16 protein-coding genes are annotated in these 22,169 nt (G+C 38.2%); 5 read left to right on the top strand and 11 right to left on the bottom strand.

The genetic code is table 11. The features are described from left to right. The first annotated feature begins 9 nt into the window (after positions 1-9). Complete coding sequence (locus tag AABB81_RS13490; RefSeq protein WP_342161082.1) at positions 10-2,031, top strand: urocanate hydratase; 2,022 nt, start codon at positions 10-12, stop codon at positions 2,029-2,031. A gap of 47 nt (positions 2,032-2,078) precedes the next feature. Here the strand turns inward: AABB81_RS13490 and AABB81_RS13485 are convergent, their stop codons facing one another. The 4 genes from AABB81_RS13485 to AABB81_RS13470 all read right to left on the bottom strand — a co-directional run bounded on the left by AABB81_RS13485 (position 2,079) and on the right by AABB81_RS13470 (position 6,104). After that, complete coding sequence (locus AABB81_RS13485; protein WP_342161081.1) at positions 2,079-2,720, bottom strand: thioredoxin family protein; 642 nt, start codon at positions 2,718-2,720, stop codon at positions 2,079-2,081. Between the two features lie 4 nt (positions 2,721-2,724). After that, positions 2,725-3,237, bottom strand: a complete 513-nt coding sequence (locus AABB81_RS13480) for a TlpA disulfide reductase family protein (RefSeq protein WP_342161080.1) — start codon at positions 3,235-3,237, stop codon at positions 2,725-2,727. Positions 3,238-3,336: 99 nt separating this feature from the next. Then, the gene (locus AABB81_RS13475) at positions 3,337-4,653 is read right to left on the bottom strand and encodes a sensor histidine kinase (protein WP_342161079.1); all 1,317 of its coding nucleotides are present in this window, start codon (positions 4,651-4,653) and stop codon (positions 3,337-3,339) included. Between the two features lie 68 nt (positions 4,654-4,721). Beyond that, positions 4,722-6,104 carry a sigma-54-dependent transcriptional regulator gene (locus AABB81_RS13470; RefSeq protein WP_342161078.1) on the bottom strand — a complete coding sequence of 461 codons (1,383 nt, stop codon included), beginning with the start codon at positions 6,102-6,104 and terminating at the stop codon, positions 4,722-4,724. 425 nt (positions 6,105-6,529) lie between these two features. Between AABB81_RS13470 and AABB81_RS13465 the strand changes: the two genes are divergently transcribed. From AABB81_RS13465 to recJ, 4 genes are all read left to right on the top strand, one after another. Next, on the top strand, positions 6,530-7,789 hold the full coding sequence (locus AABB81_RS13465) for an efflux RND transporter periplasmic adaptor subunit (protein ID WP_342161077.1): 1,260 nt from the start codon (positions 6,530-6,532) through the stop codon (positions 7,787-7,789). A gap of 10 nt (positions 7,790-7,799) precedes the next feature. After that, positions 7,800-8,495: an ABC transporter ATP-binding protein gene (locus AABB81_RS13460; RefSeq protein ID WP_342161076.1), complete on the top strand. Its 696-nt coding sequence runs from the start codon at positions 7,800-7,802 to the stop codon at positions 8,493-8,495. 16 nt (positions 8,496-8,511) lie between these two features. Next, positions 8,512-10,917 carry an ABC transporter permease gene (locus AABB81_RS13455; protein WP_342161075.1) on the top strand — a complete coding sequence of 802 codons (2,406 nt, stop codon included), beginning with the start codon at positions 8,512-8,514 and terminating at the stop codon, positions 10,915-10,917. A 230-nt stretch (positions 10,918-11,147) separates the two neighbouring features. Beyond that, positions 11,148-12,848: a single-stranded-DNA-specific exonuclease RecJ gene (recJ, locus tag AABB81_RS13450; RefSeq protein ID WP_342161074.1), complete on the top strand. Its 1,701-nt coding sequence runs from the start codon at positions 11,148-11,150 to the stop codon at positions 12,846-12,848. A 5-nt stretch (positions 12,849-12,853) separates the two neighbouring features. On the opposite strand, the gene rpe is transcribed toward recJ, so the two are convergent. The 7 genes from rpe to tamL form a co-directional block, all read right to left on the bottom strand. After that, positions 12,854-13,510 carry a ribulose-phosphate 3-epimerase gene (gene rpe, locus AABB81_RS13445; protein ID WP_342161073.1) on the bottom strand — a complete coding sequence of 219 codons (657 nt, stop codon included), beginning with the start codon at positions 13,508-13,510 and terminating at the stop codon, positions 12,854-12,856. A gap of 89 nt (positions 13,511-13,599) precedes the next feature. Next, the gene (locus tag AABB81_RS13440; RefSeq protein ID WP_342161072.1) at positions 13,600-14,463 is read right to left on the bottom strand and encodes a sigma-70 family RNA polymerase sigma factor; all 864 of its coding nucleotides are present in this window, start codon (positions 14,461-14,463) and stop codon (positions 13,600-13,602) included. A 137-nt stretch (positions 14,464-14,600) separates the two neighbouring features. Then, the gene (locus tag AABB81_RS13435) at positions 14,601-16,817 is read right to left on the bottom strand and encodes a polyribonucleotide nucleotidyltransferase (protein ID WP_342161071.1); all 2,217 of its coding nucleotides are present in this window, start codon (positions 16,815-16,817) and stop codon (positions 14,601-14,603) included. A 246-nt stretch (positions 16,818-17,063) separates the two neighbouring features. Next, positions 17,064-17,333: a 30S ribosomal protein S15 gene (gene rpsO, locus AABB81_RS13430; RefSeq protein ID WP_342161070.1), complete on the bottom strand. Its 270-nt coding sequence runs from the start codon at positions 17,331-17,333 to the stop codon at positions 17,064-17,066. Between the two features lie 225 nt (positions 17,334-17,558). Next, entirely contained in the window at positions 17,559-18,419 is an 861-nt protein-coding gene (gene accD / locus AABB81_RS13425) for an acetyl-CoA carboxylase, carboxyltransferase subunit beta (RefSeq protein WP_342161069.1), read from the bottom strand. A 125-nt stretch (positions 18,420-18,544) separates the two neighbouring features. Further along, complete coding sequence (gene fbaA / locus AABB81_RS13420; RefSeq protein WP_342161068.1) at positions 18,545-19,612, bottom strand: class II fructose-bisphosphate aldolase; 1,068 nt, start codon at positions 19,610-19,612, stop codon at positions 18,545-18,547. A gap of 54 nt (positions 19,613-19,666) precedes the next feature. Next, entirely contained in the window at positions 19,667-22,147 is a 2,481-nt protein-coding gene (gene tamL, locus AABB81_RS13415) for a translocation and assembly module lipoprotein TamL (RefSeq protein WP_483099687.1), read from the bottom strand. Positions 22,148-22,169: the final 22 nt, after the last annotated feature.

Raw genomic sequence — 22,169 nt, 5'->3', positions numbered from 1 at the left:
CAGTTTAAAATGATTAACACAAATAACCAACAATTCCAAAAGGAAATCTGCCGGGGCATACCTGAACAACTTCCTGAAAAAAGGACTTATCCGGAAGGAGCCAACAGGGCTCCCAAAAGAAAGGATATTCTATCTAAAGAAGAAAAGAAACTTGCCGTCAGAAATGCCCTGCGCTATTTTCCGGTAACCTGGCATAAGGAACTTGCTGAGGAGTTTCTTGAAGAATTAAAGACATATGGACGAATCTATATGCATCGCTTTAAGCCGGCTTATAAAATATACGCCAGGCCCATTGAAGCCTATCCGGCAAAAAGCCGAAAGGCTGCGGCCATTATGCTCATGATTCAGAATAATCTCGACCCCGCAGTTGCCCAGCACCCTGAAGAACTGATTACCTACGGAGGTAATGGTGCCGTATTTCAAAACTGGGCACAATACCTGCTTACCATGAAGTATCTGAGTCAAATGACCGACGAACAGACCCTGCATATGTATTCGGGTCATCCCATGGGCCTGTTCCCTTCGGGTAAAGAAGCTCCAAGGGTCATTGTGACCAATGGTATGATGGTACCGAATTATTCAAAACCCGATGATCTGGAAAAATTCAATGCCCTGGGGGTTACCCAGTACGGGCAAATGACTGCGGGATCCTTTATGTATATCGGGCCACAGGGAATTGTCCATGGAACCACGATCACCCTGATGAATGCCTTTAGAAAAATCCTTAAAAAAGGCGAAAATGCTAAAGGAAAGATTTTTTTGACCTCTGGTTTAGGCGGTATGAGCGGAGCTCAACCAAAAGCCGGTGATATTACCGGCTGTATAACGGTTTGTGCAGAGGTTAATGAAAAGGCTGCAATGAAAAGGCATAAGCAGGGTTGGGCAAGTGTTTTGATCAAAGATATGGATGAGCTGGTCAACAGGGTGAGGAAAGCGCAACATGCACAGGAAGTCATATCGATTGCCTTTCACGGAAATATCGTTGATGTATGGGAACGGTTCGATAAAGAGGATATTTTTGTTCACGTAGGTTCTGATCAAACCTCACTTCATAATCCATGGTCAGGAGGCTATTATCCGGTAGGGCTGAGTTTTGAAAAAGCCAATGATCTGATTAGTTCAGATCCTGAACTTTTTAAAGAAAAAGTCCAGGAATCTTTAAGGAGGCAGGCGAGATCAATAAATAATCACGCGGCAAAAGGTACCTATTTCTTTGATTACGGCAATGCCTTTTTACTTGAAGCTTCAAGGGCGGGAGCAGATGTATTAGGCAAAAAAGAAGGTGAATTCAGATACCCAACCTATGTACAGGATATTCTTGGGCCAATGTGTTTTGATTATGGTTTCGGTCCCTTTAGATGGGTGTGTACTTCAGGAGATCCTGAAGATCTTGACAAATCTGACCAGATCGCTCTCGAAGTACTTTCCGGGATGCAAAAAACGGCCCCTGAAGAGATCCAGCTTCAAATGAACGATAATATGATCTGGATCAAAAACGCCAAACAAAACAAACTGGTCGTAGGGTCTCAGGCCAGGATACTTTATGCTGATGCCGAAGGACGTGCAAAGATAGCAGGTGCTTTTAATAAAGCCATCTCCGAAGGTTATATTTCAGCCCCAATTGTTCTTGGCAGGGACCATCATGACGTAAGCGGCACTGACTCACCTTACCGGGAAACAAGCAATATATACGATGGAAGCCAATTCACTGCAGATATGGCTATTCACAATGTAATCGGAGATAGCTTTAGAGGTGCCACCTGGGTTTCAATACACAATGGTGGTGGCGTTGGATGGGGAGAAGTGATCAACGGCGGTTTTGGCCTGGTTCTGGACGGATCCGACCAAGCTGATCTGCAACTGCGATCCATGCTGTTTTATGATGTTAACAACGGCATTGCCAGAAGAAGCTGGGCCAGAAACAAAGAAGCACTATTTGCCATTAAAAGAGAAATGGACAGATCTCCCAATTTAAAGGTAACATTGCCTAATTTGGTTGAAAATGATATTCTCGATAACTTGAATATATAACATCAGGCCCATTAAAATAATGGGCCTGATGATTCTTAGAGTAGCTTCTATTTTTTAATGGAACAACCTATGGCATTAGTACTGTCAGGATCAACAGGCATTCCTTTGAGCAAGGCGTCAACCGCATTTTCTACGTATTTGGTTTTAACAGCTTTAGCATTTCTTGCACTGTCATCTATCGAGCCAATATATTTCACAATAAGCTCTTTGCCTTCCCTATTTAACACGTAGACATGAGGCGTTTTCGACGCTCCGTATTTTGGGTACACCTTTTGACCATCATCAAACAAATAAGGGAATTTAAATCCCTTTTCTTCGGCCCTGACTTTCATTAATTCATAACTGTCTCCTGATGAAATTTCGGGGTTGTTTGGATTTATGGCAATTACCGGAAATCCTTTAGGTTCATACTTCTCATGCAATGCAATGATCCTGTCTTCATTTGCCATAGAAACCGGGCAGGTATTACAGGTAAATATCACGATGAATCCCTTTGCTTCGTTAAAATCAGCCAGGGAAACCATGTTCCCGTCTACATTTTTAAGTTTAAAATCTTCTGCTTTATCTCCTATTTTATAACTTAAGATAATCTCAGATATACCCGTTTCCACTCCGCTAAATGCAAAAACCGAAAATATTGTTGAAACAGCTATTGTCATTAGCAATAAAAAATAATGTTTGTTTTTCATGATACTATATTTTAGTGAATTTTAGCAGTTCGTTTTTCAAGTCTTCCTCGGTAAAAGACCCCTCGTAAAAGCGTCTTTTTGATGCATTGAAAATTAGCGTCGCCGGAATAGCTCCCGTCCAGCTTGAATCAACCCTGGGGATCCATTCGTTCTCATGAGGATCATCCAAAAGAACCACCTGCGACTTCAGGTTGTTTTTCTTAATAAAGGGTATGAGTTTAGTCTCGATTTTATCCGGAAAATCAAGACTGACCAAAATCACCTTGACCTTGTCGGCATGGGTGGCTTGGACAGCTTCAAAAAAAGGCAACTCTTCAATACAGGGCTTGCACCAGGTGGCCCAGAAATTAACCACATAGGTCTGATCAGAATGATCGGATAAAAATGTTTGCAACTCCTCAAAATCAAAGACTTCTATCACGCCGTTTTCAGCAGACAAAATTTCCTGGTCTTTACTGGCTCTCTGTTGGCAGGAAACCAGTAAAAACATACTTATAAAAAAGAAATTGAACTTCATTTTTGCGTAATAGGTTTACACAAATCTAATTAATGATCAAGTTCAATTTTTCCGGAAAAGGAATTTTATCAAAACTTTAACTTTGAAAATATATTAAAATCAACTCTTAAAAATCAATGAAAAGGTAGTGCTTACGCCTACTTGTGAACTAACCAGTAAATTGCCCCCGTGCTTTTTAAGGATGTTTTTTGAGAGGCTTAGACCAATGCCCGAACCATTCTTTTTGGTTGTGTAAAAAGGTATAAAAATCTGATTCATGATTTCTTCTTCAATTCCCTTGCCATTGTCTGTTACCAAAATTATGGTCTTATCCTGTTCTACTATGCAACTAAGTTTAATCAATGGATCAGGGGTTCCATTAAGGGCGTGAATGCTGTTATTGATCAAATTGATCATCACCTGTTCAATGAGTTTGGTGTCCATCTTGACCACAGCATTAGCCGGAATGGGTAAGAGTTTGATTTTCACCCCTGCTTCCTGAGCGGGAGCAGACATCAATAATTGAATCTCTGATAGAAATTTCTTGACATTTATCGGCTCGAGTTTAGGAACCGGAACATTAGAAATCGTCCTGTAGTCTTTGACAAAAACAAGCAAACCATCCGAACGTTTCTTGATGGTGTTCGCAGCCATATTAATGTCTTGAATATCTTCATCTTCAAGGGCTTCTCTGGCCAGAGGCTGGCCATTCCCGGATTCTGTAAGGCCTTTAATTGTCGAGGCCAAAGAGCTTACAGGTGTAAACGAGTTGAGCATTTCATGGGCAAGTACCCGAATCACATTGTGCCAGGCCTCCATTTCTTTCTGTTCAATTTCAGATCTTATATCTTGAAAAGCGATAATCAGATATGGGGCATTGAGTAATTGTATTTCCATGACCTCTAACGACAACTGCTTTCTTTCGACATCGTCTCCAAAATCCACCAGGGATTTTCCTCCATCAGCCAGTGATTTAACCTCTTGAGCAAACCAGGGAATATTAGACGCTATCCTGTGCCAATACTTGTGTTGAGGTTGTCTCAGGATTTCACAGGCAGCCCTGTTTAGAAACAGGATTTCTGAATCGGCATGCTCTTTAAACAGGTCTTCCTTCCTGATCGATATGATGCCAAGATTCACGTGTTCCAGAATATATTTGAAGTACTTATATTGAGCCTCCTTTTCAATCTTGTTTCTTTTAAATATTTTAATGATCAAATTGAAATCATCATACACTTTCACAAAGGAATCCCCTTTTTTAGAAGGCGAAAAATAGACAGAATAATCTTCAGTTTTAAGGGCATCTAAAAATTTTACCAAAGAATAATTGGTATTATTGACATATCGAATAAGAAAATAAACCTGCAGTACGATTAAAACTCCAACCCCGGCACTGCTAAACCAAATATTTCGTAAAAGGAAAAATGAAAACAGCACACAAAAGATCAGAATTATAAAAATTCGGACTGTAACTTGTATGGTAAACCTTTTTATCAAAGCTCAGGTTATAAATTGAATTTTTCCAGTCGTCGGTATAAAGCTGCTCTTGTTAAGCCCAGTTCCTTTGCTGCCTTGGAAATATTCCCTTCGTGTTTGCTCAAGGCTTTCTCTACCAGCATTTTTTCAATATCATGAAGATTCAGGTTGTCAAATTTCTCAACATCTTTACCCGAAACACTTGTCTCGGTAATAAGATTAAAGTCGCTGCCCCTTATTTCCTGTCCGTCAGACATGATGACACCTCTTTCAATGGTGTGTTGTATCTCCCTTACATTGCCGGGCCAGCTATGCGTGTTGAGCAATTCCAGGGCCTTTTGTTCAATTGACAAATGTGATTTGTGGTATTTTTCTTTAAAAATTTTCAGGAAATGTAAAACAAAATCATTGATGTCTCCGGGTCTTTCCCGCAGCGGTGGTATTTCAATTTCCACTGTATTGATCCTGAACATCAGATCCTGCCTGAATTTACCTTCTTCCACCCATTCATGCAAAGGGGCATTGGTGGCAAATAAAAGGCGGGCATTAAACGGGCGTTCAATGCCTTCTCCTAACCTCGACACCTTCCTGTCTTGCAGGACGGTTAAAAGTTTTGACTGTAAATTATAGGGTAAGTTTCCAATCTCATCAAGAAATAAAGTCCCGTCTTCTGCAAGTTCAAACCTACCGGGCTTATCCTCATGAGCATCCGTAAAAGCTCCCTTTTTATGCCCAAATAATTCGCTTTCGAACAAACTCTCAGATAATGCGCCCAAATCCACGTGAACAAAGGGGCCATTTTTTAAGGAGGAACGCCTGTGTATCTCTCTTGCTAAATGTTGCTTACCGGTTCCATTCTCCCCTAAAATCAAAATATTAGCCTCCGTGACACTTACCTTGTCAACCACCCTCATCACCTCATTCATGGCATCGGAGGAACCAATTATCGGCCCGAATTTCTGATCTATATTTTTTTCCAAAACCTGTTTGGCCGATTCCAGTAAAGCCACTTTATGCTTAGATTTGCTCAATTGTAGTCCGGCCTGAATCGTTGCCAGAAATTTTTCATTTGTCCAGGGTTTTAGTATAAAATCAAAGGCCCCCAGTTTTATGGAATCTACCGCTAATTCAACTTCTCCATAGGCCGTCATCAATATAACTACCATTTCAGGTTTGACACTTAAAATATGCTTGAGCCAGTACATTCCTTCTTTACCATCATTGAAGCCTATTCGGTAATTCATATCGAGTATGATGACATCAACAGACTCAGATGAGAGTATCTGGTTCAATTCTTTAGGAGTATCGCGGGTAATGATATTCGTGTAGTGCTTCTTAAGCAAAAGTTTAGCCGACAAAAGAATGTCCTCATCATCATCTATGATCAATATAGTGGCATTCGTTTTAGGCATGTAAGCAGGTTCTGATATTAATTGTACTAAAATACAAAATGTTCAATAACGAACAACATAATGTTCGAAAATGAACAGTTATAAAACACGGTGAAAATTTTATGTTATTGATTATCTGCGCTTTATGTTTTTTATAGGATGTGGCACAAGGTTTGAAACATATATGGTAACCCCTAAAAACAAGAATTATGATTGGCATATTAATCAACATCGTCATCAGCATTATCAACATTCTGGAAGCAGTTTTAACCTGATCATTAAAATCTACTGGAACAACCCTTAAATCAATAATCATGAAAACATTAATATATAACACCACAACCGAAACAAGACATCACGAATTGCAACTGCACTTTAGAAATAGCAAAAGAGTACAGTGGTCAACCTATAGAAACTATATACACTAAGTCAACAAATCTAATATAATGAGACAAATTGGTATGGATAAAAAGATCGTTAAAAAGAAATGGACCGGAAAAAAAATAATGTATATCTCAGGTGCTGTTTTTTTTGTAATACTTGCATTTTTTGGATTCAAGTCACTGAATAAAAAAATCTACAAAGTCGATGACTCCAGAATAACCGTCAAGGAAGTTATCGAGGGTGAGTTTCAAGACATGATACTTATTGAAGGAGATGTGGAACCCATCAACCTTGTACTGGTCAATACCCTCGAAGGAGGATCAGTGGAGGAGATTTTTATTGAAGATGGCGTTTTTGTCGAGGAAGGAACTCCTTTATTGAAGTTGAGCAATCCTTCTGCGACCCTTGGATATCTGAATCAGGAAACGGCTATCATAGAACAGATCAACAACCTTAGAAACTTAAAACTGGCTCTTGAAAAAGACCAAAGAAACCTTGATGAATCGCTTATAGACAGCGAAAACAGATTGGCTGAAACAACTCGAAGATATAAAACTGATTCGGTTTTGTTTTCAAAGGATGTGATAGCCAGAAACAATTATATCGATGTAAGAGAGAGCTATAAATATGAAAAAGACAAAAGAAATCTACTGAATGACAATGTTCGAAAAAGCAGCCAGGATAATAAAATTCAGATACAACAGATCAATATCTCTATTGAGTTAATGCAAAGAAATCTGGAATTGATCCATGAAAATATTGAGAAATTGCTTGTAAAAGCTCCTGTAAGCGGGATGCTTTCATCCTTTGATCCGGATATTGGCGAAACCTATGGCAGGAATGAAACCGTAGCAAAAATTGATGTACAAGCCGGATTCAAGATCAAAGGCCAGGTCGATGAATACTATCTCAGCTCTGTCAAACCCGGACAACTGGCCCGATTTTCACTTGATGGGCAGCTTGTCGATCTCAAGGTTAAAAAAGTATTGCCAGAAGTGGTGAATCGCCGGTTTGAAATTGAACTCGTATTTGTTGGAGACGTACCTGAGTCAATCACAATAGGTCAGTCGCTCCAGGTCAGGCTCGAACTTTCCAAAGCAAAGCAATCTGTAATGATCCCCAGGGGAGATTACTTTCAGGCTTCAGGAGGTCAATATGTGTTTGTTCTTGACGGAGAGGGAGAGGCGCATAAACGATACGTAAAACTGGGGAGTCAAAACCCAAGTTATTATCAGGTTCTCGATGGGCTTGAAAAAGGCGAACGCTTTATCTCTTCATCCTATCAGGATTTTAAAAATTATGAAACAATAGTAATCAATTAAAATGTACAAAATGATCAAATTAGAAAACCTTAGCAAAGTATACCGAACAGACGAAATTGAATCAACCGCATTAAATCAAGTTTCATTTGAGATAAAAAAGGGTGAATTCGTTTCGGTTATGGGGCCTTCAGGCTGCGGAAAATCAACTTTACTTAACGTCTTGGGAATGCTTGACAAACCTGAGAGCGGAAGTTATAAATTCCAGGGGACTGAGGTAAGTGGCCTCAATGAAAAAGGCCGTTCTGCAGTAAGAAAACAGAATATCGGCTTTATTTTTCAGAATTTTAATTTAATAGATGAGCTTACAGTTTTTGAAAATATTGAGCTTCCTTTAATCTATAATAAAATAAGTGCATCGGAGCGAAAAGAAAGGGTAAATAAACTCATCGAAAAAATTGGGATTTCCCATCGTTCTTCTCATTTTCCCCAACAATTATCAGGGGGTCAACAGCAAAGAGTAGCAGTTGCCAGGGCTCTGATCACAAATCCGCCTTTGATTCTTGCAGATGAGCCAACGGGTAACCTCGACAGTTCTCATGGAAATGAGGTAATGGAATTACTGTGCAATCTAAACGAGGCCGGTACCACAATTGTAATGGTTACGCACTCCTCACATGATGCCAGTTATTCTCAACGAATTATCAACCTTTTAGACGGTCAGATTGTTTCTGAAAAAAGATCCAATTTAAGTCAGGCCGCTGTTTAATAAAAAACCTACTAAAATGCTTAAAAATTATTTCAAAGTAGCCCTTAGAAATCTCAACAGGAACAGAGTATATGCATTTATCAATATTCTGGGCCTTGCTTTGGGGCTCACCGTAACCATCCTTGTTTTTATGTTTGTCAAAGACGAAACCAGCTATGATAAACACTGGTCTGGTTCTGAGCGTATTTATAGAACCGGAATCAAAGCCGATATGATGGGCCAAAAAATGGATGCGCCGGTATCACCCAGCCCAATGGCACAATCACTTCGCGAGGAATTCGACGAAGTAGAAAGCGCTACGAGATTACAACCCGTAAAACAGGAAATCCTGATGCGCCAAGAGCAAACCAAGGTGTATATTCAAAAAGGCGTTTATGCCGACAGTACGTTTTTCAGTGTCTTTGACTATGAATTCGTGCATGGTGATGCTCAGACCGCCCTTAACGAGCCAAATGCCCTGGTATTGACAGAAGAATCAGCACGTAAATTGTTTGGTGATGAAAATGCCATGGGCGGCATTGTCAATTACGACAACAGGAGGGATTATATTGTAAAGGGTATCGTAAAACAGCCAAAAGGTCATTCACACTTTGAATTTGATATGTTTATGGCACAAAATGATATTCAAAATATTTGGATCAACAATAATTTTTACACTTATTTCAAACTAAAAGAAGGTGCAGATTTTGCAGCTTTTGAACAGGAAATGAAAGCGAACTTCCTGAAGAAAATAGAACCTAATGTCGAGGCATTCCTAAAAATTACCATCGAGGATTTTTTGAAACAAGGAAACACCTTTGACTATCAAACACAACCTCTGCAAAGCATACACCTGCATTCTCATAAGGATTGGGAAATTCAGCAAAATGGAAATATCATCTATGTATATGTCTTTATAGGAATAGCCCTTTTAGTGATCCTTATCGCAGGAATAAACTTTATGAACCTGTCTACCGCACGATCAGGTAAAAGAGCAAAAGAAGTTGGAGTAAGAAAAGTAACAGGGGCTTCAAGGCCAATGCTTATTTTTCAATTTCTTACTGAATCTGTCATTCAAAGCTTTATAGCCCTTTTTCTGGCCTATATTTTAGTAGAATTATTCTTGCCAGGTTTCAATAATGTTATGGGAACAGAGCTATATCTCTTTAATGATTATTTGTCGCAAACCATCTTCTTTTCTGTTCTGGTTGCTTTGTTTTATGGATTATTTGCAGGAAGTTATCCGGCTTTCTTCTTATCAGGATTTCAACCTGTTTCCGTTTTAAAAGGAGACCTGACAAAAACAAAAAAAGGAGCCATGCTAAGAAAATCACTCGTTGTTACCCAGTTTGCTGCTTCTATTATTTTGATTATAGGAATGATGATAATTTTCCAGCAAATATCCTATCTCCATAATAAAGATATCGGATTCAAAGGAGACCAAGTCATTATTGTACCTATTCAAACGGATCAAATGGCTGAGAATTTTAGAAATTACAAAGATATTTTCTTAAAAAACAGTCAAGTCCTCAGCGTTTCAAGAGCATCCTATTTTCCCGGTGATAATCCGAATCAAACAATGTTTGTTCTTGAGGGCAGCGAAGAACAATTGCCGCTATGGAATCTGGAAGTCGATTTTGACTTCTTTAAAACACTTGATGTTCAATTGCTTGAAGGTAGGGTATTTGACATTGAAAAAGACAATGACTCTATTCCTTCTTATATTCTCAACGAAACCGCTGTTAGAAATCTGAATATTGAAAATGCCGTAGGGAAGCGAATGGGTAGCTATATTAGTCAGCAAGGCGATCTTAGATATGGAAATATCATAGGAATTGTAAAAGACTTTCATATAGAAGGATTTGATCAGCCCATCAGGCCTATGATCCTATATGTAAGAAACCGGGTCTGGTATACCGCCTTTAAGATTTCACCTGAAAATATGAATGCAACCATTGCCTATATTGAAAATGAATGGAACAAACTGGAGCCTTCTCATCCCTTCAGATATACATTTTTAGATCAAAAATTTGGTGCAAAATTTAAACAACAGGAAAATTTTGGAACCATGTTTCTCTACCTGACTATTTTAGCCATCATTATTTCTGCTATGGGGCTCTATGGTTTAGCTTCCTATACTGCTGAACAGAGAACCAAAGAAATTGGAGTAAGAAAGGTTTTAGGAGCCTCGGTAGCGCAGATTATGCATATGTTGAATAAAGATTTTATCAAATTAGTGCTGATCGCAAATATATTTGCCTGGCCAATTTCCTATCTTTTGGCCAAAGATTGGTTGTCGAACTTCTCATATCAAATTGACATGCCTGTTCTTCCTTTTGTATTTGCTACCCTGGTGGCTCTGATCATTGCGCTTATCACTGTAAGCACGCAATCTTACCTGGCAGCTAATTCAGACCCTGTTGATGCCTTGAAATATGAATAAAATATTGTGTCTAATCTGAGAAAATGGCTGAGTGTACACTCAGCCATTTTTTTATGGATAAAATTGATTTGATTTACCAATTTTACATGATCAGGTTTACTTTTTTTAATGGTCTTCATAAATTAATGTATAAAACTTTAGATATCATTTAAGTCATAGTGATTCGCTAAATTCCTTTATCTTCACATCGACTTTTATCAAAGAAAACACCGTCAAAATGATGTGAAAAAATGCGCTGGATAGTTAAAGAAAAACCTGATCCCAAAAAAACTGAACAACTTTCCAAAGCTCTTGGTATCGATCGAACTTTAAGTAGTATTCTGGTGCAGAGAGGCATAGATAATTTCGATAAGGCTAAACATTTTTTTAGGCCATCACTGGAAGATCTTCATGATCCTTTTCTGATGAAAGACATGGATAAGGCTGTTCAAAGAATCCAGCAGGCAATCGATCTGAATGAGAACATCATGATCTATGGAGACTACGATGTTGACGGTACAACGGCAGTGTCATTGGTCTATGATTATCTAAGAACCCGATACCCTTATGTTGCCACTTATATTCCCGATCGGTATAAAGAGGGTTATGGTATTTCTTTTGCCGGTATCGATTTTGCAGAAGACAATGAAATCAATTTAATTATAGCCCTGGATTGTGGGATCAAGGCGCTTGATAAAGTACAATATGCCAATGAAAAAGGGATAGACTTTATAATTTGTGACCACCACCGTCCTGGGGGACAACTTCCCGGAGCCATAGCTGTTCTCGATCCTAAAAGAAACGATTGTTCTTATCCTTATGATGAATTATGTGGATGCGGTATAGGTTTTAAGCTCATTCAGGCCCTGGGCCTTGTATTTGGCGACACTATTGAAGCTCTTTCACCTTACCTGGATCTTGTGGCTACTGCAATAGCAGCAGATATAGTACCGCTTACCGGAGAAAACAGAATTCTTACTTATTTCGGATTAAAAGTAATCAATCAAGCTCCCCGGCCGGGAATAGCAGCCATCGTTCAACAAATTAAAAAGAAACCTCTGGATATTACTGATGTGGTCTTTATTATAGCGCCAAGGATCAATGCGGCAGGAAGAATGAAACACGGATCTTTCGCTGTTGAATTACTTACAGAAGACAGCTTTGAAAAGGCACAGGCACAGGCATCGTCAATTGAGAAATATAATACCGAAAGAAAGGGCCTTGACAAGCTTATTACAAAGGAAGCAATTGATCAAATAAAAGAAAACAAAGAAGAAAAGGCATTCTCAACTGTGGTGTTTAAAGATAACTGGCACAAAGGCGTTATTGGCATAGTAGCTTCCCGACTTATTGAACAGTACTACAGGCCGACGCTCGTATTTACAAAAAGTGGGGCTTCCCTGGCCGCTTCTGCCCGCTCTGTGAAAGGTTTTGACGTTTATAATGCCCTGAATCAATGCAGCGATCTGATCGAACAATTTGGTGGCCATAAATATGCTGCGGGCCTGACGCTTGACCCAAAGAACTATATTAGTTTTAAAGAAAAATTTGAGTATGTTGTTCAACAGACTATTCCGAAAGAATTACTCGAACGACAAATTCAAATTGACAGCGAATTGTTCCTGTCAGATATCAACTCAAAATTTCACAGAATCTTAAAACAGATGGGGCCTTTCGGACCGCAGCATATGAAGCCTGTTTTTATGGCCGGTGGATTAAGAGATAACGGATATGGGAGAAGAATTGGCGAAAATGAAGACCATCTCAAATTAAGCATCGTAACGGGAGCAGATCAAAAAACATATAATGCCATTGGCTTTGGACTTGGCGATAAATACGACCTGATTTGCCAGGGTAAAACCTTTAAAGCTGCCTTTACCATTGAAGAAAATCATTGGAATGGCATCACTTCTTTACAGCTTAATATAAAAGACCTTCAGGAAGATAGCTGATTCATCTAGTATTTTAAATGTTTCAATTCATGGATGGTCTTGGAAGGGTCCTCACTCTTAAAAACAAAACTTCCCGCAACGAGCACATCAGCTCCTGTAGCGACAAGTTGCTCTGCATTTTTGCCATTAACGCCACCATCAATTTCAATGACAGCATTCGATCCTGATTTTTCAATTAATTTCTTTAATTCACTGATTTTCTTGTAGGTGTTTTCAATAAAGCTCTGTCCTCCAAATCCAGGATTAACACTCATGATAAGTACAAGATCCAGGTCTTTTATGATATCCTCCAAAACATTTACCGGAGTATGTGGGTTCAACGAAACACCCGCCTGCATACCTTCTTGTTTTATAGCCTGAACCGTTCGGTGCAAATGATTGCAGGCCTCATAATGTACTGTCAAAATATCAGCGCCGGCCTTTTTAAAATCTTTTATAAACCTGTCGGGATCAACGATCATCAAATGTACATCCATGGTTTTGGCGGCATGCTTTTTAATCGCAGCGATAACCGGCATTCCAAAAGAAATATTGGGTACGAATACTCCGTCCATTACATCAATATGGAACCAATCTGCTTCGCTTTGATTTACCATTTCAACGTCTCTCTGTAAATTTGCGAAATCAGCTGCCAGAATGGAAGGTGCTATTAGGTGTGACATGTTATATTTTTTTTGTAAAATTAACACAAAAAATAAAAAGCCTGTGAATAATCACAGGCTTTTTAAAAATCTATTTGTTTTCAACTATTTTATCCAAGATATGTCCTCAAAATTTTACTCCTTGAGGTATGCTTTAATCTTCTGATCGCCTTTTCTTTTATTTGTCTTACTCTTTCTCGCGTCAGGTCAAAAGTTTCACCTATTTCTTCCAATGTCATTGGATGTGCATCCCCTAAACCAAAGTATAGTTTTACAACATCTGCTTCTCTTGGTGTCAATGTCTCTAAAGCTCTTAAAATTTCCACCTTTAACGATTCGTGTAATAAGCTTTTATCCGGATTAGGCGATTCTCCTGAATTTAAAACGTCGTAAAGATTTGAATCTTCACCTTCAATCAAGGGAGCATCCATTGATACGTGTCGCCCCGAATTCTTCATGGATTCCTTTACATCACTAACCGTCATATCCAGTTCCTTCGCGATTTCCTCTGCAGAAGGAGGTCTTTCATTTTCCTGCTCTAACCTTGCGAAAGTTTTATTGATCTTATTGATCGAACCAATTTTATTCAATGGTAACCTTACAATTCTTGACTGTTCGGCCAGAGCTTGTAAGATAGATTGTCTAATCCACCATACTGCATAGGAGATAAACTTAAAACCTCTTGTTTCATCAAATCTTTTGGCCGCCTTAATCAACCCTAGATTACCTTCATTAATCAAATCGGGTAAAGTAAGACCTTGATTTTGATATTGTTTGGCAACAGAAACTACGAATCTTAAATTTGCTTTGGTTAATTTTTCCAAAGCTATCTGATCTCCTGCCTTAATTCTCTGCGCAAGTTCAACCTCCATGTCGGCTGTAATCAAATCAACCTTACCTATTTCTTGCAAATACTTGTCTAAAGAAGCAGTCTCTCTATTCGTAACCTGCTTAGTTATTTTTAGTTGTCTCATTAAAAATTTGGAATTTTAGTTAAAAAGTTTTGTCGTCTATAATATTATACGTAAGAATTACATTAAATGTTACAAAACTTAATAAAAAAACCTCAAAAAATTAATTTTGAGGTTTTAAATATGCTTAAAAAAGATCTCTAATCTCTTCTTCTATCGTCTCTGCGATTATCGCGCCCGCCTCTGTTATCGCGGCCTCCCCTGTCATTTCTCTCTCTTGGTGGTCTTTCAACAAAGCCCTCAGGTTTTGGTAAAATAGCCTTACGAGATACTTTTTCCTTACGTGTTCTAGGATCTACACCAAAATATTTAACGTCAAACACATCGCCCAGGTTTACAACATCGCTAACCTTATCTGTACGTTCCCATGCTAATTCACTTACATGCAGTAACACTTCGTTTCCAGGTGCTTCTATGTATTCTACAACGGCACCAAAATCTAACATCTTGATCACCTTCACTTGGTAAATATTTCCTTTTACAGGTTTAAATAGTAAAGAATCAATTTTTGCCAATACAGCATCAATTCCTTCCTGTTCGGTACCTAAAATTTCAACGATTCCTTCTTCAGTAACAGGATCTTCATTGATAACAATGGTACATCCGGTTTCTTTTTGAAGTTCCTGAATTACTTTTCCTCCAGGTCCAATCAAGGCTCCGATAAATTCATTTGGAATTGTTCTGGTAACCATTTTTGGTGAGTGAGGTTTTACGTCTTCATTTGGTTCAGAAATAGTTTCAGCAATTTTTCCTAAAATATGTAAACGGCCTTCTCGAGCTTGTTTTAGTGCATTCACTAAGATTTCGTAAGGCAATCCTTTAATTTTAATATCCATTTGACAAGCTGTAATTCCTTCTGTAGTACCGGTAACTTTAAAGTCCATATCTCCTAAATGATCTTCATCACCCAAAATATCAGACAAAACTGCATAGCGGTCCCCATCAGAAATTAGTCCCATTGCTATACCCGAAACCGGTCTTAGCATTTGAACCCCTGCATCCATTAAGGCCATTGTACCGGCACAAACAGTAGCCATAGAAGAAGAACCGTTAGATTCAAGTACTTCGGATACAATTCTCACTGTATAAGGACAATCTGCAGGAATCATTCCTTTTAAACCGCGCTGAGCCAAATTACCGTGACCAACTTCTCTACGAGAAGTTCCTCTTAACGGTCTGGCTTCACCTGTACAAAAAGGAGGGAAGTTATAGTGTAAATAGAAATTTTCCTCACCTTCAAAAGATGGCATATCTATTTTGTTTGCATCTCTGGAAGTTCCCAAAGTAACTGTTGCAAGCGCTTGGGTTTCTCCACGGGTAAAGATTGCAGAACCATGCGTTGAAGGCAAATAATCAACTTCACTCCAAATAGGCCTGATTTCGTCAGTCTTACGACCGTCTAAACGCAATCCTTCTGCTAAAGTTAATTCTCTAACTGCCTCTTTTTGGGCCTTATTAAAATATCCGCTCACCAAGTGGCCGAATTCTTCCATTTCTTCTTCGGTAAATGAAGCTTTTAATTCCTCCTTTACTTCGCTAAACTGGGTTGTGCGCTCAACTTTTGAAGTTCCTTTTTTAGCAATGGCATAACACTTGTCATAAACAGCATCATGTATTCTTTTTGCCAGCTCTTCATTTTCTTCAGCAGTCTCGTATTCACGCACTTCCTTTCTGCCAAAAGCCTCAGCTAAACGCATCTGAGCAGCAATCTGGACTTTGATAGATTCATGGGCAAATTTAATTGCATCAGCCATTTCTTCTTCAGAAATCTCATCCATTTCTCCTTCCACCATCATTACTGAATCCGCAGAAGCTCCAATCATCATATCGATATCAGACTCCGCCAATTGCGAACGACTTGGATTAATAACGAACTCACCGTTTACTCTTCCAACTCTCGCTTCAGAAATAGCACATTCAAAAGGAAAATCACTTAATTGAATTGCTGCTGAAGCAGCCAATCCTGCTAATGCTTCGGGCATTACTTCATCGTCATGAGACATTAGTTGAATCATAACCTGCGTCTCTGCGTGGTAATCTTTTGGGAATAAAGGACGCAATACTCTGTCAACTAAACGCATGGTCAGTACCTCACCATCACTTGGTCGGGCTTCTCTTTTGAAAAATCCTCCAGGATATCTCCCGGCTGCGGCAAATTTTTCTCTGTAATCTACTGTTAAAGGTAAAAAATCTACCGGGCTGGCTTCATAGTTTGAAACTACGGTACAAAGCAACATTGCTTTACCCATTTGTACTACTACCGAACCGTGTGCCTGTTTTGCCAACTTTCCGGTTTCGATGGAAATTTCTCTTCCATCACCGAGGTCTATAACCTCTTTAAAAACTTTTGGTTTCATAATTGTTTTTTAGAATTTACCTCATAGAAGTAAATATGTTAATTCATTGTTGTACTTGTAGTTGTGTTGTCTGACCTGTGTAAGGAGGTCATAGTCTGCCAATGAATTACTCTAGTTTACCATTTCTTTATCTCAAAGAATGGACTTTCGGATTTTTTATCGAAAATAGACAACTTTTTGTCTAAATCCTAACTGAATAAAAAAAGGTTCAAAAATAAAAGAGAGGCATAATGCCTCTCTCAAATCTTATTTTCTTATACCTAGTTCTTTAATGATTGTACGGTATCTGGTGATATCCGATTTAATCAAATAGTTTAAAATATTTCTTCTTTTACCTACCAATTTTACCAAAGATCTTTGGGTATTAAAATCTTTACGATTTCTTTTCAAATGATCAGTCAGGTGATTGATTCGGTAAGTGAATAATGCGATTTGTCCTTCAGAAGAACCAGTGTCTGTACCAGATTTTCCGTATTTTTCGAAAATCTCTTTCTTTTTTTCAGTTGTTAAATACATGCTAACATTAAGTTAAAATTAATAATTTTTATGTACTAATATTTAATTAGGCGGCAAAGATACCATTATTATTTTGATTGACAATAAATTATCTATGAGAGAGATAAAAGAACCGTGATATTAAACCTTTTCCAAAAAACATATCAACCGAAAAAAGCGGAAGCAAAGCAAAAAAACCTCATCTATGAGGGAATATGTTTTTTTGCTGCTTTTAAAAATTCCCTCCTATTTTCTAATTGGCTGATTTAGAATTAAGTCAATATAAAGGTTTACCTCCTCCTTCAATTTCTTTCTCTCAACTATTTTATCTAGAAAACCGTGTTCCAATACAAATTCTGATCGCTGGAAACCTTCAGGAAGATCTTTTCCAGTTGTATCTTTCACTACTCTAGGGCCTGCAAAAGCAACAAGAGCATTAGGCTCTGCAATATTAATATCCCCCAGCATGGCATAAGAAGCTGTGGTTCCTCCGGTAGTTGGATCAGTACACAAAGAAATATATGGAATCTTCGCTTCTGCCAGTTGTGCCAGTTTTGCAGATGTTTTTACCAACTGCATCAGTGACAATGAAGCTTCCTGCATGCGTGCGCCACCAGATTTGGAGATCATTAAAAAAGGCAGTTTGTTCTTTATTGAATAGTCAATCGCTCTTGCAATTTTCTCACCGACAACGCTTCCCATGGATCCTCCGATAAAACTAAAGTCCATGGCTGCAATAACCAAGTCTTTCCCTAAAGATTTACCAACTGCAGTTCGAACAGCGTCATGTAACTTTGTTTTTTTCTGAGCTTCTTTAATCCTGTCTGTGTACTTCTTTGTGTCAACAAATTTCAAAGGATCCTTCGACGTTAACTTTGCATCCAGCTCCTTGAACTTATTATCATCAAAAAGAATTTCAAAATATTCGGCACTTCCTATTCGAACATGGTATCCATCCTCCGGGCTTACATATAAATGAGCCTTTAAATCATCGGAGTCGATGATTTTACCACTTGGTGTTTTATACCACAACCCTTTGGGTGTATCTTTTTTTTCGTCCGTAGGAGTCTGTATCCCCTTATTCTGTCTTTTAAACCAAGAACTCATACCGTCTATTTTTTACATTGTGATAATTCTGCCGACAAAGATTATAAAAATTAAGTGAAACTGGCAAGTAATAAAAAACGGAGTGCCTCTTTAAGAAGAAGCACTCCGTTTGACCAGTTTTAAAACTAAAGTGTATCTACGTTGTTCAGGTCTCTAAAAGCCTGCTTAATTCTTTCCTTGAACGAATCTTCTCCTTTTCTCACCCATACTCTTGGGTCATAATATTTTTTATTAGGAGCGTCAGCACCATCAGGATTGCCAATTTGTCCCTGAAGATAATCTTTCTTTTCAAACATATAATCTCTAACCCCTGCCATATATGCATATTGAAGGTCTGTATCAATATTCATTTTGATCACACCATAGCCAATAGCCTCTCTGATTTCCTCCAGAGAAGAACCTGATCCACCATGGAATACAAAATCAACAGGATTCTTAGCTGTGTTATATTTTTTTTCTATATACTTTTGAGAATTGTCAAGAATTTTTGGAGTCAGCTTCACATTACCTGGTTTATATACCCCATGAACGTTACCAAAGGAAGCCGCAATAGTAAAACGAGGGCTTACTTTTAGCAATTCTTCATAGGCATAAGCCACTTCTTCAGGTTGCGTATACAATTTTGATACATCGACGTCAGTATTGTCTACACCGTCTTCTTCACCTCCTGTAATACCTAATTCAATTTCCAATGTCATCCCCATTTTATCCATTCTTTCCAGATAACCTTTGCAGATTTCAATGTTTTCTTCAATAGGTTCTTCCGAAAGGTCAATCATATGAGAACTGAATAAAGGAACTCCGTTTTCTTTAAAGAACGCTTCTCCGGCATCAAGTAATCCATCAATCCAGGGCAGTAATTTTTTAGCGCAATGGTCCGTATGTAAAATAACCGGAACATCATAAGCTTTTGCCATGACATGAACATGTTTAGCTCCTGCTATACCCCCGGCAATAGCCGCCTTTTGGCCTTCATTGCTCAGCCCTTTTCCTGCGTTAAAATGAGCGCCTCCATTTGAAAATTGAACAATCACTGGTGCATTCAATTCTTTGGCTGCTTCTAAAACAGCATTTATCGTACTTGAACTAATAACATTGGCTGCTGGTAAAGCAAAACTCTTCTCCTTAGCTAATTTGAAGATCTCTTGAACCGCGTCGCCGGTAGCTACTCCTGATTTGATTTTTTGTGACATTGTATTTGGTTTTATTGTAAATGACTAATTGACAAAAGTACGAAATTCTAATGATTAGAAAGGATAATTTATACCAATATTGTAGACTGCATTTCCAAAATTATAATTGACAAACCATTTGTTGTTCGACCGTAAATAAGGTTCATAGGTTTTAAAACCGATATCAAATCTAAAGACTAAAAACCCAAAATCATATCTAATTCCAAAACCAGAGCCAACGGCAGTATTCTTAAAAGAATCTAAACCAGTAAGCTTACCTTCTTCGCTAACTAAATTTGAATTAGTAATATCCCAAATGTTCCCGGCATCAATAAAAAATGCGCTATTGAACTTACTGCTCAGTTTGAATCTGTATTCAAGGTTTCCAACCAATTTGAAGGTCGACACCTTGTATTCAAGGTTATTGATCTCACCTCCGGGGCCAAGATCAAAAGTTCTCCAGGCCCTGATCTCATTACTACCACCGGCGCTATAACTTCGGCTAAAAGGTACGTTTGACGAATTCCCATACGGAAAAGCAGCTCCCACAAAGGTTCTGAAAACCAGTATGTTTTGATCTCTCAGCTCCCAGTACTTCTTATATTCAAACTCTGTTTTGATATATTGGGCAATTGGTACATCAAATAAAGTGCGTTGACCTATTCTATTCTCGTTTTGGAACAGAAGGCTTGTAAATGTGCCTGCCGAAATCAACCTGGCGGTAAAGTAAGAAAAATTATTGTCGTTCACATTTTCCCTGGAGTTGTAAACAAAAGAATAGGATACTATAGGAACAAATGAATCCTCGATTAAAATTTCCCTTCTTTCGTCGACGTCTGACACCGTATTAAATTCATCCGGGTTTGTTTGGTTGAACCCATTATCAGGGTCAAGAAATTCATCCATGAATCTTAAAAAAAACTCATTATTTGCGGCTTCATTATTCGGGAGGGTCAATCCAAACACATCCTCAGAAACGCTATTTAACTTTTGATATTCCGAATCGTAAATAGGAAAATAATTGTCAATATTCTGATTCTTGATATAAGATAAGTTAAACAGGTCAATTCTATGTCCCACCTTTTTAGAACTCTTCCAGTTATATGCCATTCCCCCAGTTGTGGTTTGTCTGTCAAGGCCAACATTCTTCTGAAAACTCAAACTTGCATCAAGATTGGTTGTCGGTGCCATGTACTTTGGAATCAGCTTTGAAGTATTTACAGGAAACAATATTCTTGGAAAACGCAGGGATGCACTTGATAATACTTCCCAGGCATTAAAAAAGTTATCACTGTTTGAAGCATCTTTTGCCACATTAAAAAATGAACCCTGAAATGATAGTTCCATGATCTCAGATCCTTTAAACATATTTCTTCCTAAAAATGAAAATTTCCCAAGAATTCCGAAAGGTTTAATGTTTGAAGTCGTTGCGTCAAGATCAACCGTCAGCGCATATTTTTTCAAAGGGGTGAGATAGACATCTGCGGTTAAAGACTCGTCTTCATTTTCAGTATAGGAAATGTCTACCGCCGAAGAAAACGTTTGGAGATTCCGAATATAATTTTGAGTCTGTGACTTTTCAGAGTCCTTGTAAAGACCTTGAGGTTCTATAAAAAGTGAATTGACCAAATACTTTGGTTTAAATTTCATCTTGTCAAAACTGTAAAAATTATAACCTTGATAGTTGACTGAATCTTTGATTTTTTTGCCTCGGTTATTAATGGAAAAATCGGTATAAACATTAACTTCGTTAACCATCTGAGTCTTGTAAGGTTGTTTGATCAGGGTGTCATTTATGTTGACAAGCCTATCGGGTATTTTTAGCAAGACATCTTTCATATATGAACCTTTGATGGAGTCGGTCCAAAACCCCATGCTGTAATTTTTGAATTGGTATATCCCTGAATTCCTAAACAACTTGACCAGTCTTGATTCTTCCTTTTCAAAGTCATCAAACACAAAAGGCTGCCCCCTTTTTATAACAGATTTTTCCTTGTTTGCCTTATATATAGAATCCAGAACCAACGACTCAATATCAGTTGAAATTGAATCAATTAAATATTGCCTGTTGGTTGTTACGGTGTAATCTACACCAAGTTCCCTTTCGCCTAATTCTTTTGTGCCAAACTCAACTTCCGCTTCAAAAAACCCTTTGGAAATAAAATAATCCTCCAGTGTTTTTGCCGATCTTTTGGCCTTCACATCATCAAAAATAACCGGAGCCTCTCCTTTTCTCAAAAGCCAATTGTTAACACCCTTTTTGTTGTTGTAAATAGCATAAGTCTGTTTTTTGGAAAAAATGCTTTCATATCGATCGTACTTTTTTTGATGATTTTCAATCCATTCTTCAAAAGTCATTTCAAAATCCGGATTCCCAAGATTGTACAGATAAAGTGAAAGTGGCATCCCTAAGGACCTGCGATTGGGCTTTTGATCAAGATAATTGTTAATGGCGGCGTCTTTATTCTTTTCACCATTGATCAAAACATTGTTTTCTTTGAGCAAATTTTCGTTTTCTTGCACATATTTAATACTATTGCAAGATACCAATTGCACAAGTATCCATACGAATAACAAT

Source organism: Lutimonas vermicola, assembly GCF_038433205.1.
Classification (GTDB): Bacteria; Bacteroidota; Bacteroidia; order Flavobacteriales; family Flavobacteriaceae; genus Lutimonas; species Lutimonas vermicola.
The sequence above is the reverse complement of the archived record's forward strand: the minus strand, read 5'-3'. Positions and strand labels throughout refer to the sequence as shown.